General features: G+C 41.5%; 12 protein-coding genes. 7 read left to right on the plus strand and 5 right to left on the minus strand.

Going from position 1 to position 15,819, the window contains the following annotated elements; genetic code table 11:
• Window positions 1-166: 166 nt before the first annotated feature.
• Entirely contained in the window at window positions 167-2,698 is a 2,532-nt protein-coding gene (locus CL667_07670; GenBank protein MAL17574.1) for a leucine--tRNA ligase, read from the plus strand.
• Window positions 2,699-2,786: 88 nt separating this feature from the next.
• Here CL667_07670 and CL667_07675 read toward each other — a convergent pair whose 3' ends face one another.
• Window positions 2,787-3,956, minus strand: a complete 1,170-nt coding sequence (locus CL667_07675; protein ID MAL17575.1) for a citrate synthase — start codon at window positions 3,954-3,956, stop codon at window positions 2,787-2,789.
• A gap of 411 nt (window positions 3,957-4,367) precedes the next feature.
• Here CL667_07675 and CL667_07680 point away from each other — a divergent pair, with 411 nt between their 5' ends.
• Entirely contained in the window at window positions 4,368-4,880 is a 513-nt protein-coding gene (locus CL667_07680; GenBank protein MAL17576.1) for a hypothetical protein, read from the plus strand.
• A 9-nt stretch (window positions 4,881-4,889) separates the two neighbouring features.
• On the opposite strand, the gene CL667_07685 is transcribed toward CL667_07680, so the two are convergent.
• The 4 genes from CL667_07685 to CL667_07700 form a co-directional block, all read right to left on the minus strand.
• Window positions 4,890-5,657, minus strand: a complete 768-nt coding sequence (locus CL667_07685; protein MAL17577.1) for a nucleoside triphosphate pyrophosphohydrolase — start codon at window positions 5,655-5,657, stop codon at window positions 4,890-4,892.
• A gap of 77 nt (window positions 5,658-5,734) precedes the next feature.
• Entirely contained in the window at window positions 5,735-7,000 is a 1,266-nt protein-coding gene (locus CL667_07690) for an asparagine synthetase B (GenBank protein ID MAL17578.1), read from the minus strand.
• A 4-nt stretch (window positions 7,001-7,004) separates the two neighbouring features.
• A complete protein-coding gene (locus tag CL667_07695) occupies window positions 7,005-8,879 on the minus strand; it encodes a hypothetical protein (GenBank protein MAL17579.1) in 1,875 nt (624 codons plus the stop codon).
• Window positions 8,876-9,475, minus strand: coding sequence for a septum formation inhibitor Maf (locus CL667_07700; GenBank protein MAL17580.1), 600 nt, complete (start codon window positions 9,473-9,475; stop codon window positions 8,876-8,878). Before CL667_07700 ends, CL667_07695 begins: the two co-directional genes overlap by 4 nt.
• A gap of 92 nt (window positions 9,476-9,567) precedes the next feature.
• Here CL667_07700 and CL667_07705 point away from each other — a divergent pair, with 92 nt between their 5' ends.
• From CL667_07705 to CL667_07725, 5 genes are all read left to right on the plus strand, one after another.
• Window positions 9,568-9,816 (plus strand): hypothetical protein, encoded by a 249-nt coding sequence (locus CL667_07705; protein ID MAL17581.1) that lies wholly within the window; start codon window positions 9,568-9,570, stop codon window positions 9,814-9,816.
• A gap of 3 nt (window positions 9,817-9,819) precedes the next feature.
• Window positions 9,820-10,647, plus strand: a complete 828-nt coding sequence (locus CL667_07710) for a hypothetical protein (protein ID MAL17582.1) — start codon at window positions 9,820-9,822, stop codon at window positions 10,645-10,647.
• A complete protein-coding gene (locus CL667_07715) occupies window positions 10,644-11,945 on the plus strand; it encodes a dicarboxylate/amino acid:cation symporter (GenBank protein MAL17583.1) in 1,302 nt (433 codons plus the stop codon). The genes CL667_07710 and CL667_07715 overlap by 4 nt, the downstream gene beginning before the upstream one ends.
• An 87-nt stretch (window positions 11,946-12,032) precedes the next feature.
• Window positions 12,033-14,885 (plus strand): hypothetical protein, encoded by a 2,853-nt coding sequence (locus tag CL667_07720; GenBank protein MAL17584.1) that lies wholly within the window; start codon window positions 12,033-12,035, stop codon window positions 14,883-14,885.
• A gap of 75 nt (window positions 14,886-14,960) precedes the next feature.
• A complete protein-coding gene (locus CL667_07725; protein MAL17585.1) occupies window positions 14,961-15,782 on the plus strand; it encodes a 2,5-didehydrogluconate reductase in 822 nt (273 codons plus the stop codon).
• Window positions 15,783-15,819 lie beyond the last annotated feature (37 nt).

Here is a 15,819-nt window from a genome sequence, read left to right on the forward strand (position 1 = left end):
GTGTGTAAGAATTGTATCAGTTGTTGAACCATGATTTATTGGATTATAGGATATCCATGGTTATATCATTTACAACCTGCAATTATCCACAAAATCCATTTCAAAGGTTAGGTAGGATTGTCTTATCTTTCAGGCTCCTAAAATTTTGAAATTCAAAAACGCTTAAATGCACTCCTACAAACCGGAAAACATCGAGACCAAATGGCAAAAGTACTGGCTCGAGAATAAGACCTTTGAAACACCTACCGACAAGTCGAAGCCTAAGTATTATGTGCTGGATATGTTCCCATATCCAAGTGGAGCGGGGCTGCATGTTGGTCACCCCGAAGGTTATACGGCTACGGATATTATTGCCCGTTACAAGCGTATGAAAGGCTTTAATGTGTTGCACCCGATTGGCTGGGATGCATTTGGATTGCCTGCGGAACAGTATGCGGTTAAAACCGGCACGCACCCGCGCATCACCACAGAGAAAAACGTCAATAAATTTCGGGAGCAACTACAGGCTATCGGCTTTAGTTATGATTGGGATCGTGAAGTGAATACCACCGATCCGGATTACTACAAATGGACGCAGTGGATTTTCCTTCAGCTCTATAAAAAGGGATTGGCTTACGAAGATGAAGTAGCCGTAAACTGGTGTCCAGAGTTGGGAACCGTACTTGCCAATGAGGAAGTAATTGACGGGAAAAGCGAAGTCGGTGGTTATCCCGTTGTCCGCAAACCGATGCGGCAGTGGGTGTTGAAGATCACGGAGTATGCTGAAGAACTATTGCAGGATTTAGAAGATCTGGACTGGCCGGAATCGCTCAAGGAAATGCAGCGTAACTGGATTGGGAAATCAATTGGAGCTGAAGTTGATTTCAAGATTGCCGGTCATGAAGAGAGAATAAAAGTATTTACAACTCGCCCTGACACTATCTTTGGGGCTACATATATGGTATTGGCTCCTGAGCATAATCTGGTCAAGAAAATAACTACTGAAGAACAAAAGCAGGCCATTGCTGATTATCAGGAAGAAGCAGCTAAGAAATCTGATCTGGAGCGACAGGAACTCAGCAAAGATAAAACCGGCGCTTTTACCGGGGCCTATGCTATCAATCCAGCCAATGGGAAAGAGATTCCGATTTGGATTGCTGACTACGTGTTGGCAAGCTATGGAACCGGAGCCATTATGGCTGTTCCCGGGCAGGATGAACGTGACTGGGAATTTGCTGAAAAATTTGATCTTGAAATCGTTCGTACTGTTGAGCCTCCTGAAGATTTTGATGGAAAAGCCTACACTGGTGAAGGACCAGCGATCAATAGTGAATTCTTGAATGGATTGAATATTGAGGATGCCAAGAAAAAAATTATTCTTTGGCTGGAAGGAAAAGGAGCAGGTACAAAATCTGTGAATTACAAACTTCGTGACTGGTTGTTTTCACGCCAGCGCTATTGGGGAGAGCCTTTCCCAATCATTCATGTGGATGGCGAACATAAAGCACTGCCGGAATCAGAACTGCCTGTTACCCTTCCTGAAGTTGACAAATATCAGCCAACAGGAGATGGAGAACCCCCACTAGCAAATGCCAAGGAATGGATTGAAACTACCGATCCTAAAACCGGCAAAACAGCCATTCGGGAAACCAACACCATGCCTCAGTGGGCGGGCTCATGCTGGTATTATCTCAGATACATTAGTCCTGAATTTGACGGAGGTCCCGTAGATCCGGATTACGAAAATTATTGGATGCCGGTCGATCTGTATGTCGGAGGAGCAGAACACGCCGTACTTCATTTACTCTATGCCCGATTCTGGCATAAAGTGCTGCATGATATTGGAGTAGTATCTACAAAAGAACCATTTCAGAAACTGGTAAATCAGGGGATGATACTCGGTGAAATGGAGTTCACCGGTCCCGATGGAAAAAAAGTAGATGATAGCAAGGTAGAGAAGAAAGGCGATGATTTTGTTTTAAAAGGAACGGATACAAAGTTAGAAGCCCGAGCTCATAAAATGTCTAAAAGCCGTGGCAATGTGATCAACCCGGATAATATCATTGCGCAATATGGAGCTGATTCTCTTCGGTTGTATGAAATGTTTATGGGCCCACTGGAGCAGGTCAAACCCTGGAGTACCAAAGGTGTGGAAGGGGTAAACCGATTCCTGAACCGCGTATGGCGATTATTAGTTGACGAAGATTCAGGCGAGATTTCCGATAAGGTGAAGGACATCGAAGCTGAGAAAAAGCACCTGAAGCCTTTGCATGAAGCCATTAAAAAAGTGAGTGAAGACATTGAAAACCTTCGATTCAATACGGGTATTTCCGCCCTCATGATTTTTGTGAACGAAGCGAATGGCTGGGATGAAGTCCCGTTGTCAGTAGCAAAAGAATTTGTTCAGATTTTGAATCCTTTTGCGCCCCATATCACGGAAGAACTGTGGCGAATGCTGGGTAATGAAGATACGCTTGCCTACGAAGACTGGCCTCAATTCAATGAAGAATATCTGAAAGCAGATTCCATCACTTACCCCGTACAGATAAATGGAAAAGTGCGTGCAGATATTGAAGTGGACGCCGATAAAGCCAAAGACAAAGACTATGTGTTGGGCTTAGCTAAAGAAGAGGAAAACGTAGCTAAATATCTCGAAGAAGGTAATTTAGTGAAAGAAATCTTTGTGCCGGGTAGAATAGTGAATTTGGTGGTGAAGTAAACTTCATAAAAAAGGCTCCGACGCAGAGCATCGGAGCCAGTTTCTTAATTCAGTGGGATTTTAAACCCTACAAATCTATAATCAGTTACTACCGCTCTTCAACGGATGTCCATTCCAGGCCTTTTTCACCAACGTAAAGGGCACGTGGACGTATTAGGCGGTTATTAGCCGCTTGCTCCATGAAGTGACCGGTCCATCCTGAAACACGACTCATCGTGAAAATACAGGTGTATAAATCCGGCTCAATTCCGATAGAGTAATACACGGTAGCTGAGAAGAAATCCACATTAGGATCAATATCTTTTTCTTCCTTCATAGTATTCAACATATCCATTGACCATTCATAAAGCTGCTCATGTCCGGTTTCTTCGGAAAGATCTTTAGACATTGTTTGTAGCAATCGGGCACGTGGGTCAAAGGTTTTGTAAACACGGTGACCAAATCCTGAAAGCTTCTCTTTATTAGCTAACTTTCTTTTAGTGAATTCAACGGCGTCCGCAGTATCGGGATCTTTATCCAACTCAAGAAGGGTATTCATAACGGCTGTATTTGCTCCACCGTGAAGTGGTCCTTTAAGAGCACCGATAGCACCGGTGATGGCAGAATACATATCAGACTGAGTAGCACAAATGGTGCGGGCGGTAAACGTTGAAGCATTCATCCCATGTTCTGCATGAAGAATCAGGCAAAGATCCATGGTTTTCTCTGCTTGTGTTCCGGGCTTCTCGCCATTCAACATATATAAGAAGTTGAAAGCTGTGCTTCCCTCTTCAAGAGGGGCTACAAAATCTTTTCCTTTTCGGGCACGATCAAAAGCGGCGATAATGGTAGGTATCTTGGCTGTAATATCAATAGCCTGACCTTCAAAAAGTGTGTCATCAAACTTACCGTGGGTATCATCAAAATCAGCAAGCATGGATACAGCAGTTCTAAGAACGGCCATGGGCTCTGCACTTTTATCCGTTGCCTGAATGTAATCCAAAACCGGCTGCGGAAGAGAACGATGTTCAACTAATAATTTCTTTAAGCTTTCCAGTTCTTCTGAATTTGGAAGCCGGTCATTCCACAATAAAAAGCAGACCTCTTCAAAAGTCGCATTTTCTGCAAGGATATCAATAAGATAACCTGAGTAAATAAGTTCGCCTTTCTGTCCGTCAATAAAGCTTTTAGTGGTTGAGAACGCGATTATGCCTTCAAGTCCTTTATTGATATAAGGGTATTGTTGCTCGTCAAAGCCTGTGTGAATGCCTTCTGACATTTAGTACTCCAATATTTGGTTAAAGAATAATATGCTCGAAAAGAGCCAACTTAACGCTGTCTGCAATTTAATATGCTAAGCGTTTTGAGTTGGTAAAAAGTTCCATTTCTCGTGTGAGAAGAGCATTGAATATAGTAAAATGACTGCACAATTTTAAGTCAAAAAAGTTAAATCTATTTTAAGAAACTAAAGTTATTTGAAGAATTCATGAAGATAGGGTTTCTATTGTAACCGCTTTTCCAGAAGATACAGTCTATTTTTTGGGAGATAACTTCATATCGTTTTTAAAAACCTCCTTCCAGCTGTACTAATAGCCATGTTTCTGTTAAAGGGGGATTACGTTACTTCACCAAATCGTAACATTGAAGTAGGTGAACCGTAACTCGGAATGAATAAAAAAAAAGACTAGCTATGGAATCTTATCAATTTGATCTCTTAGGTTTTTTCCACTTTGGCTTTGCTATCCTTTCCATGTTTTTAGGCGCTCTGATTATCTTTATGAGAAAAGGCACTTTTGTTCATAAAGTAATTGGCTATTTCTACGTGCTGTGTATGATTGGCTTAAATGTGACGGCCCTGATGATCTACAAACTCTTTGGATATTTTGGACCCTTCCACGTGTTTGCGCTCATAAGTTTGGGAAGTATCTTTGGGGGATTTATTCCGGCGTATCTAAAAAAACCAAAGGATACATGGTTGGAATATCACTACGAATTTATGAATTGGTCAGTGGTAGGATTGTATGCCGCTTTTTGGTCAGAGACCTTTACCCGCTTCTTTAATTTCGGAGAATGGCTCGGCTTCTGGATTTTAGTAGGAGTAGCTACAGCATTAACCGTAGCCATTGGAGGATATTTCATTAAAAAGAAGAAGGGCTATTTTATAGATAAATTTAGTTCCAGAGTAATCAAGAAAGAGAATTAAGGAAACAGATTAAGAAGGCAGGTCTTTAGCCTCGTTCCATAACACATCCATCTCTTCCAGGGAAGCATCTTTGAGGGCCTTGTTTTGTTCTTTTAACTTCTCCTCAATATATCTGAAGCGGTATTCGAATTTAGAGTTGGTTTTGCGAAGACTATCTTCGGCGTTTAATTCAAAATATCTACTCACATTCACCATAGAGAAGAGTACATCCCCAAACTCGTCCGCTAGCTCATCCGGGTCGTTTCGTTCAAGAGCATCCCGAAATTCATGAAGTTCTTCATCCAGCTTTTCCCAGGCTAATTTCCATTCGGGCCAGTCAAAACCGACATTAGCTGCTTTTTCCTGCATCCGTTGTGCGCGGATTAAAGCAGGGAGTTGTGCCGGTAATCCATCAAGCGTAGATTTCTTGCCTTCTTTCAGTTTGATGTTTTCCCAATTCTCGGAAACCTGACCTTCTCCATCAACTTCTGTATCTCCAAAAACATGCGGGTGCCTACGGATAAGCTTTTCCATCAGCGTGTAGATTACATCACCAATATCAAAGGTCTCGGTTTCAGTGGCCATTTTTGAGTGAAACACTACATGGAGCAATAAGTCGCCCAGCTCCTTTTTAAACTCATCGAAATCCTGATTATCCAAGGCATCAATAGCTTCATACGCTTCTTCAATCAAATTGTCTTTAATAGACTCGTGTGTCTGTTTACGATCCCATGGACATTCTTTTCTCAGAATAGCGACGAGTTCTACAAGATCCTCAAACTTCCGGCTTGGCTTCATACAGAAATGTTAAGTGTTAAATTTTGAATGTTAAATGCGTTCAAATTTAACACTTAACATTGAGCATTTAACATTAATTACGTTTTCTTCTTCTTCTTTTTGGCTGCGGGGAAGAGGATGTTGTTCAGGATAAGTCTATAGCCCGGACTGTTGGGGTGCAGGGCTAAATCTGTGGGGGGGTCATTGACACGGTGAGTATAATCTTCAGGATCGTGCCCGGCGTAAAAGGTGAAGGTGCCTCTGCCATAATTTCCATGAATATATTTTACCTGCTCACGTCCCGGAGACTCTCCCAAAATAACGACCGAAGATTTTACTTTTTCTTTTCGGAAGGCTGTGGTCTGACCGTAGAAACCTCGAACACTACTCACATGATTCTGAGTAAGCATGGTTGGAACCGGATCCCATTTTGCTGAAAATTCAAAAAGCGTAAAAAAGTCCAGCGATTGATCCACCCGATTAATACTGACGGGCACATCAATATTTGCATGCTCATACTCACTTGGATTGAGAACGATGCTGAAGTTTTCGAAAGCCAGTGATTTGCTAAAATCCAGTTTCTGCTGAGCGTTTGGGTCGGTCGGATCTCCGTCAAATTGTTCGGGCGCTATATCAATACCTTCAGCTGCAAGGGCGATATCAAAGGTGTCGGTTCCCGAGCACATTGCAAAAAGGAATCCACCATTCCCCACATATCTTTTAATGGTTCTGGCAACTTCTTTCTTCTGTTCACTCACGGAAGAATACCCTAGATTTTGTGCCATTGCCTCCATCTGCTTAACCTGAGCAATATACCATGGCATATTGCGATAGCTGGCCCAAAATTTCCCATATTGTCCGGTAAAATCTTCATGGTGAAGGTGAAGCCAGTCATATTCATCAAGCTTGCCTTCCAAAACCTCAACATCCCAAATCTTGTCATATTCAACTTCAGCATAAGTAAGAGCCAGTGTTACGGCATCATCCCACGGAAGGGCTTGGTCGGGTGTGTAAACGGCAATTTTCGGGGATTTCTCTAAATTAACAACAGCCGTGTTGCTGCTATTGCTCTCTACTTCGGCGATCAACCTTTGGGCTTCAGATGCAGAAATTGTTTGCAGGGATACGTTACGAAGCCGGCTTTTTCTGATGATATCATTTTCAGCCTTTGCAAGGAAGCTTCCTCCTCGATGATTGAGTAGCCATTGTGCAGTGTAACCATCCGTAATGTGATTGAACATCACACCGTATGCTTTCAGGTGGTTGGTTTGAGAAGCATCCATCGAAATGAGTACATGCTGTTGGGCTACAACCGCGAAGATTGGACTCAACACAAATATAAAAATGGTCAATGTTCTCTTGATCATATCAGGAATTTTGATTGGTTATATCAGTTAGACGCTCTCTTGCATATGGCGCATAAAAACCTTGTGGGTACTGCAGAATAAGCAATTCATAAATATCCGAAGCAGAAGCGTTAGAGCCATCAAAGAAACAATCTTCTGCGGATTCACAATTATCCCCAGTTACTTGCTCGGCTAATTTTGCCTGTTCCCAAAGCAATTTTTCTTTAATTGGAGTTTGACTAACCCCTGTTAAAAAAGAACTAAGCTGAGCGAATTTCAAAGCCTTATCAATATGGGAAGATTCAACAAAAAATAACAACGCATCATCTTTAAGGGGTGAGAAACCGGATTCTTCTATGATAGCCAAAAATTGGTCTGCACTTTCTTTAGTCCCACCATTATTCTCATTGAAAACCGCATCCGCAAAAATGGAGAGTTTTTCACCCGTGGTATCAACTGCTGTTCCTTGTTGCAGCCAGAGGCGGAGTTCGAGGGCATCGTTTGCATAATAGGACGTATTTTGCCTTCCCAGTGATTTTAGCTGTATTCCCGCAAATTCATAATCCCCGCCATAAAAGTCCGTTAAAGCAAGGAAATAGCGTGTTTTTTCAGCTAACTCTCCAATTTCAGCTTGTTTATTTGCTCTTGTGAAATTGATACGAGCCTGAGTGAATTCTCTGTTTGCAAGATGAATGCGACCTTCCAGGTAAGGTATCTCCGGAGAATCACGGGTTCCAGGCAGACTTTTCAATTTCTTCAAAGCTGCCCGAGCTTTTTCTAAATCAAAAATATGATCGAGCGAAAGTTCGGCCCGCTTTAGCTGCACGCTACCCATCCCGCTATAACTATTGGTTTCATTTTCAATAGAATCAAGCATAGCTGTTGCAAGCTGATAGAGGCTGTCTCGCTGATTGGTAAAGTCAAGATTATAATCATCAATATATTTGGCCCATTTAGAATACGTATTAGCCAGTTCTTCTAAACCCCTCCATTTTATTTCGCCAAAGCTTTTGTCTGTATAATAGGTGAATGCATCACGAGCAAGCTCAAACTCATTGTTATCGACTAACTGCCTACCCAGATTGAAAAGAGCGTAATTATAAGATTCGGAACGACTTTCATATTCAGTTGCTGAAGCCAGGGCCCGCCGGTAAAGTTTGTTTTCCTGAAGCAACCAGATCTGAAGCTGATAAAAGGTCTGGTAACTTGGACTGGATACGGAAATATTTTCTAAACGCTCATCAAGCTCAATAATAGTAATGTCATTCAGAATGGGATCATTATACCTAAGAAGACTTCGTTGTATAAAAGAGATCTGATTTGGCGAAGCTTCAAGCAGGTCCAACCATTCCCGAATAGCAAATTCATATTCTCCTGCCCGCATGTACGCATTGGCTATATCTCCAAAAAACAATCGTTCATTTTGGAAAACTTTTCGCCCCATTTTATAGACATCAACAGCATCCATGTATTCCCTTCGACTGATCATGGTTCGTGCTGTAGAAATATAAAGCTGATGTTGCAGAGAATGCTCTTCCAAATTGGAATACCAGATTTCCCTTGCTGTTTCTATTTCTTCCTTGAAGTGATAGAGTTCACCCAAACGAACTTGTACCTGGCTATCAAATTCGGGCTGACCTTCATAACGCCGGGCAACCTGAAGTCCTTCATCATACTGCTTTAGCTGGATAAGGCAATCAATAAGCCGGTCTGCATATACATAAGTTTCTGGATTTTCCTTATACAATTCCTGAAGGAGAGGAAGGGCATCCCCATACTTCTGTTGCTGCATAAGCCGAGTAGCTAACTGAAACTCGCTATTATTCTGAGCCATAAGCGAACTCCCCAATAAACTGAAAAGTACGCCCAAAGCAAGGTATCTAACTATATTTCTCATGTATCCATGATATTTAATTCCGGCATGAAAGTCTTCATTTCTCTATAAAACCTGTTGAGGGGGAAACCTACCACATTGTAATAGTCGCCTTCTATTTTTTCTACAAACAACGCGCCCAGATCATCTTGAATTCCGTAAGCACCGGCTTTATCGAGAGGGTTTCCGCTTTTAGCGTACGCCCGTATTTCCTCTTCAGCTAACGTACTAAAAGTAACTTTTGTTTGCTCATGAAAAGTCTTTGAACCCTCAATTTGGCCATTTTTATTAGTTTTAACAAAAGCCACTCCGGTAAGTACAAGATGTGTGGTATCACTAAGGTTTAGCAAAAATTCAGCAGCTTCATCTTCATCCCGGGGCTTCCCGATAACTTCATTATTTAACACAACAAGGGTATCTGAGCCTATAATCAATGAATCCGGAAATGAGTGAGCGACATCATTTGCCTTCTGAAGTGCTAAATCTTCTACCAACAAGGAAGGCTCTTGTTCGGAACTTACTTCATCTACATTGCTGGGGTGAACCTCAAAGTCGAGACCTATTTGTTCGAGCAGTCTTTTCCTTCTGGGGCTTTGGGAGGCCAGAATAATTCGTGGCATATGGTATTTTGTACTTTTGGGTTTAGCAGATAATTAAATAACTTAGCGAACCGTTCAATCAAAAATTCTATTTACAAAGGTAATAAAACGACATGGCAAAACGAGGACGTAAAACGTCAGATCATGAACCGATGTTTTTTTCTGCATATAATTATAAAATGATCGGGATCGCAATCCTGCTGATCGTTGTAGGTTTTACAGCTATGTACCTTGAGAATGAAGTCAAAGGCTTTATTTCTTTGTTCATATCTCCCATCGTGGTTATGGCGGGGTACATTTTAGTCATCTTCGCCATCATGAAACATGACCGTGACGAAGAACCTGAAGCCGCTTCAAGTTAAGAGGTGTTTGACCGCTGGGTAAATATCTTTTTTTCGCTTGCACTGGTCTTTGTATTTATTCTCTTTGGGGATACTCAGGATCATAACCAAATTTTAGTAGGGATTTTCCTCGCTATACTATTGTCCGGAACGGCCTTCATCTTAAACTGGCTCACTATTGATGGAGCTATCTCTGCAAGCATATTTGGAAGTTTTGCCTATGGTCTTGGAGGAATGCCTGGGGCAGCGGTTGTTCTGGGGTTTTTTATTTCCGGCTCATTTCTATCGAAAGACCTTATCTCAAAAGAAGGCTTTTTAGAAAAAAAATTCAGAAGGAATGCCAAACAGGTATGGTCAAACGGATTTTGGTTTGCTCTTTGGATATTGATTTGGTTTCTGTCAGGTGTCCACGCTTTCCTGTTCGCAGCGGTTACGGCTATAGCGGCTGCGGCGGCGGATACCTGGGCTACCGAAGTAGGTGGTAACAGGGTAAAGGGAAAGACATGGTTGTTTCTGGATTGGAAAAAAGTACAACCAGGAACAGATGGTGGAATAAGTATTTATGGGACACTTGCCGCATTTACCGGTGCTGTTTTTATTTCATTAGTGCTTTTTCTTTTTGACTCGAGTATAAGTTTAGTGGCAATTACAATAATTGCCATAGCAGGTTTCCTTGGTAGCATGATTGATTCTTACATTGGTGCCCGGTTCCAAAATTCGGAATACACAATACCCGGACTTTATTTAATTGGTGAAGAGAATCTGTATGTTAGCAACAATTTTGTGAACTGGATTTCTGCAGGAATAGCTTCCTTAATCACATTGATTTTAATTTTAATTATTGGCGTATGAAATGGTATAAGAAACTACACTGGCAAATTATTATTGGTTTGATTTTAGGTCTGATTTGGGGCCTTTTAGCCAGCGTTACAGGTTTGAATGAGTTCACCACGGATTATATCAAACCATTTGGGACTATTTTTATAGCCATGCTGAAGTTAATTGCAATGCCGCTCGTACTAGTGTCATTGGTCGTGGGGGTTACCAGCCTTAACGATACGACTAAGCTTTCAAGAATGGGGCTGAAAACGGTTTCTATTTATGCTGTTACTACCGTTTTTGCAATAACCATTGGGCTTGTAGCTGTTAATGTACTTCAGCCCGGAAAGACCCTTCCTGCCGAAACCACTCAAAAACTTCAGGAAAGTTATAGCGCATCAGTAGATGACAGAAGCGCCACTGCTGAGTTGGTCCAAAACAGAGGCCCGCTTGATGTACTTGTAGATATCGTGCCCGAGAACTTTTTTGAAGCTGCTTCTAATAACTCCAGCATGCTACAGGTTGTATTTGTAGCCATTTTATTGGGAATTGGTATTATCCAGATTGGAGGAAGTAAGGCGAAAACATTAGTCGATGTTTTTGATGCATTCAATGATGTAATCATCCGAATTGTAGAACTCATCATGCTTACAGCACCTTATGGGGTGTTTGCTCTGATGGCTTCACTGATTATCGATTTAGCGGGGGATGATTTATCTCAGGCTTTCGAGCTTTTATACGCCCTTGGGTGGTATTGTCTGACCGTTATTTTGGCGCTAATTGTCCATGTATTTGTGGTGTATGCCAGTCTCTTCAAATTCACCAGCGATATGAAATTATCTACGTTTTTCAGAGCTATACAACCGGCTATGTTGCTTGGCTTTAGTACCAGCTCTAGTTCTGCAACATTACCTGTTACTATGGAAAGGGTAGAGAAGAACCTTGGAGTAGAAGACGAAGTTGCAAGTTTTGTGCTACCGATTGGTGCTACAGTAAATATGGACGGAACCAGTTTATATCAGGCAGTGGCAGCAGTATTCATAGCTCAGGCATTGGGAATGGACTTAACAATCGCCCAGCAGCTTATGATTGTATTAACAGCAACAGCTGCATCTATTGGAGCTGCAGGAGTGCCTGGAGCCGGTATTGTGATGTTAGTTATTGTTCTGGAAGCTATACAGGTGCCAACAGCAGGTATTGCTCTTATTTTAGGAGTTGATCGTATTTTAGATATGTGTCGTACAACGGTTAATATAACGGGGGATGCGGCAGTATCTGTGGCTGTTGCCTCTTCAGAGGGGCGCTTAGGGTCTCCTAATTTGGATGATTAGAATTTAAAAAAAGGCGAAAATTTATATGCCTTTATGCCTGAAAATATGTTAATTGTAAGAACATCAATCTGAGGTAACAAGGTGCCTATGGCCAAAAAGTTACTATCTAAAAAACTTCAGCAATCTATACATATCGCCCTCTTTCTCATCGTTGCCTCTTTAGGTTTCAAGGCAACGGCGCAAACTGTTCTGTTGCCGGGAGATGTGGTTATTGTATCAGCAAATGCAGATACACAAGCAGTCGATTTTATTCCACTGATCGATATTGATAGAGGTACAACCGTTTACTTCTCAAATGGTACGTGGGATGACTCTGCCAGGGTCTTATCTGGGCAGGAGCTGCAAGTTCGGTTTAATGAAAATATTCAGGCAGGTACAAATCTGCATGTTAATAGTACAGATGACCCACGGTTTACGGTATCGGGTGAGCTGCAATTAGAAGGGGGAACCTTTCGATTATTTGCCTATCAAAAAGAGGAAAGTATTCATCGCTTTATTTTTGCTTTGGGCTGGGGTAAAGGACATATCTGGAATAATGAGAGTGAAGCAAATGGTGGATCTGATATACCAGTAAGCTTAAAAGAAAATGAGCATTCTTATTTAACGTTGGGTGACGCTGCAAATCACCAATATTTTATCCGTAATGGGGCTAGTGGAACCCGGAAACTACTGCTTAAATTTGTATCAGAGCCTTCCAACTGGAGAAGCAATGAGACATCTCCGTTCGCTAATTTTGGTACTTCTTTTAACCTATTGACTCCTCCCGTAGTGCTATTTGATCAAAGTGTTTCTACTGTTGAGGAATCTGATTCTGTTGCCACATTTAGTGTTGCCATATTCGAACATGATGGCTCCAGACTTTCAGTGGATGTGGTTTTTGACTCACTTCGAAGTATTACCAGTTCCTCAGACTTCAGTAATTATAAAACCAGAAGATTGAACTTTACCGGTTTGATTGGAGATGGCGTTTATGAAGTTAATGTGCCCTTAAAAGACGATGATGTTTATGAGGGTAGAGAGACCGGGATTTTTACCTTAGATAATCTTTCCAAGGGCAATTTTGGTGACTTCCTTTCGCATAGTCTCATCGTGTTAGATGATGAGATCCCTGAGGTACTTATTGCAGAGGTTTTGAATTCTTCTGATGGGGAAGGATATGTTGATATGAAGAATACAGAGGATGGGGTTGTTTCACTAAGTGGATGGTCGTTGGAATCAGGAAATCAGAAATATGTTTTTGATGAGAGAGCAGTTTTATACCCTCTTGAAACAATCAGATTTAGGGATTCCTCAAAACCTGCAGAGGGTGATACCTCGCAATCTGTAATTGTATCAGGTTTAAAAGATCCACTGCTCCGAAGAATTGGAGGGAATATTACTCTTAGAGATTTTGAAGGAAATGAAATTTTTACTTCTCAGTATAGCAGGGTTCAAAACGCCAAACCAACTAGCCTAAAGCAAGAAGATTCAATACCAGAAAGTAAGGCTGAGGATGTGATATCAGAACAAGGATTTCAGCAAGACGCCACAGCGCAACAAATTTCTTTATTAAAGGGGAATTCTCAGGGCTGGAAAGTAATGGTTAACCCTGAAGGATTTAGCGAAGCTTTTCCTGAAAAGGAATTATTTAGCTGGAGCGAGGAACAGCAAAAATTTATCAAAGCCGAAGAAAGCTTAGCGCAAGAAGCCGAAAGTGAAATTCTGTTCGGATATTTTGAGGCTGAAGAACTTGAAAAGTTATCGGAGTGGCAGCAGACAGAATCAGCTCAGAAGGTAATGCCTGAGTCAACGAGTCTTTCTTTCACAGTTTCCGGAACGGACGAAAATGGAAATGAAGTATTTGATGGTCTTGAAGGACTAAACTTAGTGTACAATAACCTAAGCGAAGCCTTCAAAGTAGATCGGCTTTTAGAGCTTATGGCAACTGAATTTCCTGATCTTTCTTTGGATCAAAATGTATATAGCATCCACCAAAACTCTAAGGGTGAGGTTAACTTCAAACCACTAAATGAGAAGGATGAAGTAGCCCCGGGTGCTCCGTTTTGGATTTTATTACAAAGCCATCAACAGGCTACGGAGATCACCTTAGATCAAGACCGACTGCTGCAGCCTTCCGAAGAAGTTACAGACGAATCCGCTGAAGAAACTCGAGGACTGCTTGAAATAACTTTATCTACAGAGGAGAAGGAGGAGTCTTTAAAAATTCATTTTACTGATGGAGGCACTATAAAAAGTACGAAGGATTTAAACTCATACTCTGCAGTATTTTTAGACCAATCAGATTTTTTGAATATTGCTTTTAGTCAAGGTGATGATTATTTCAGTGAGCTAACTCTTTCCTCAGGAATGGAACAGTCTTTAGAACTGCCCGTTACTTTTAGTACAACTTCGGGTGGAAAATATACGCTATCAGTTTCGGCTTGGGATGAAATTCCCGCTGACTGGGAAGTATTTATAGAAGATATCAGTAACGAGAAAGAGTATAGCTTGAGGAAAGATTTCTCAATCAATTTTGAGCACACACTCCCGGTCAGCAATACAGAGACTGAAAATGATTCAGATTCTGATGTTGACGATCCCTCACTTGAACCCTATACTACCAAAGACAAATTTGTTATACATATCAGGCCCAAAGGTTCTGAAGCTGAGAATGATGAAGGTACAGATACCCGGCCAAGAGAAGTAGAACTTCATCAAAACTTCCCAAACCCATTTAATCCGGCAACTACAATTTCATTTTACCTGCCTGAATCCGAAGAGGTTCGGCTTTCTGTTTTTAATATTGTGGGACAGCCGGTAGCGGTTATTGCTGAAGGAACTATGTCGGCAGGGGAGCATCAATTTGAGTGGAATGCTACTGACCGACCAAGTGGAATGTATATTTATCAACTAGAAGTCGGAAAAAATGTTATGACCCGAAAAATGACATTAGTAAAATAGTGAACAGATTTCGTGTGATATCAGTTATTTCTAACAAGAATCAATAATAAATAAGGAGATTACTCTTTACCTATCATGCAGTTTAAAACAATTCAAGGGGTGGAAGTGCCCGAAATAGGACTCGGAACACACCGATTAATTGGCAGAGAAGGCGAAAATACCATTAAGTTGGCGCTTAACCTCGGCTATCGACACATTGATACCGCTCAAAGTTATAAGAATGAAAGAGAAGTGGGGGGGGCTATAAAAAGATCACATGTTGATCGGGAAGAGATTTTCCTTACCACTAAAATCTGGCATACTCATCTGGAGAAAGAGGATGTTCTTAAAATAGCCGAAGACTCCCTCCGGGAACTTGATACTCCCTATGTGGATCTTCTGTTGGTTCACTGGCCCAATCCTGACATTGATATTGAGAAGACAATGGAGGCCTTTCTGTCGCTTCGAGATCAGGGAAAAGCATTGAATATTGGTGTCGCTAACTTTCCTATGAAATTACTGAAAGAAGTGAATGAAGAATTAGCGGCCCCGATTTTTTGTAATCAGGTTGAGTACCACCCATTCCTGAGTCAGTTTGATCTGCTGGATTATGCTGCCGAAAAAGATCTTTTGTTTACTTCTCACTCACCGCTTGCAGATTCAAAAGTAATGGATCATCCATTACTTCAAGAGCTAGGAGAGAAGTATGGTAAGTCACCGGCTCAAATTGCTCTTCGTTGGTTGATTGAGCAGGAGCAAGTGGTTGCAATACCAAAAGCTTCTACAGAGCAGCACCTGAAAGAGAATATTGACGTGTACGATTTTGCTTTGGAAGATGATGACTTTTATGCCATCGACGACATTGACAAGTCAACGCGTTTGGTAGATCCTGATTTTGCCCCCGAGTGGGATAATTGAAGGCTTTAATTTTGGGAACAAAAAAGCCCTGCTAATT

The organism is Balneola sp., from assembly GCA_002694685.1.
Lineage (GTDB): Bacteria > Bacteroidota > Rhodothermia > Balneolales > Balneolaceae > Gracilimonas.

Coding starts and splice junctions, on each gene's coding strand:
- CL667_07715 (MAL17583.1), top strand. CDS start 10,644: ATGAAATGGTATAAGAAACTACACTGGCAAATTATTATTGGTTTGATT.
- CL667_07685 (MAL17577.1), bottom strand. CDS start 5,657: ATGAAGCCAAGCCGGAAGTTTGAGGATCTTGTAGAACTCGTCGCTATT.
- CL667_07680 (MAL17576.1), top strand. CDS start 4,368: ATGGAATCTTATCAATTTGATCTCTTAGGTTTTTTCCACTTTGGCTTT.
- CL667_07675 (MAL17575.1), bottom strand. CDS start 3,956: ATGTCAGAAGGCATTCACACAGGCTTTGACGAGCAACAATACCCTTAT.
- CL667_07725 (MAL17585.1), top strand. CDS start 14,961: ATGCAGTTTAAAACAATTCAAGGGGTGGAAGTGCCCGAAATAGGACTC.
- CL667_07700 (MAL17580.1), bottom strand. CDS start 9,475: ATGCCACGAATTATTCTGGCCTCCCAAAGCCCCAGAAGGAAAAGACTG.
- CL667_07720 (MAL17584.1), top strand. CDS start 12,033: ATGGCCAAAAAGTTACTATCTAAAAAACTTCAGCAATCTATACATATC.
- CL667_07695 (MAL17579.1), bottom strand. CDS start 8,879: ATGAGAAATATAGTTAGATACCTTGCTTTGGGCGTACTTTTCAGTTTA.
- CL667_07670 (MAL17574.1), top strand. CDS start 167: ATGCACTCCTACAAACCGGAAAACATCGAGACCAAATGGCAAAAGTAC.
- CL667_07705 (MAL17581.1), top strand. CDS start 9,568: ATGGCAAAACGAGGACGTAAAACGTCAGATCATGAACCGATGTTTTTT.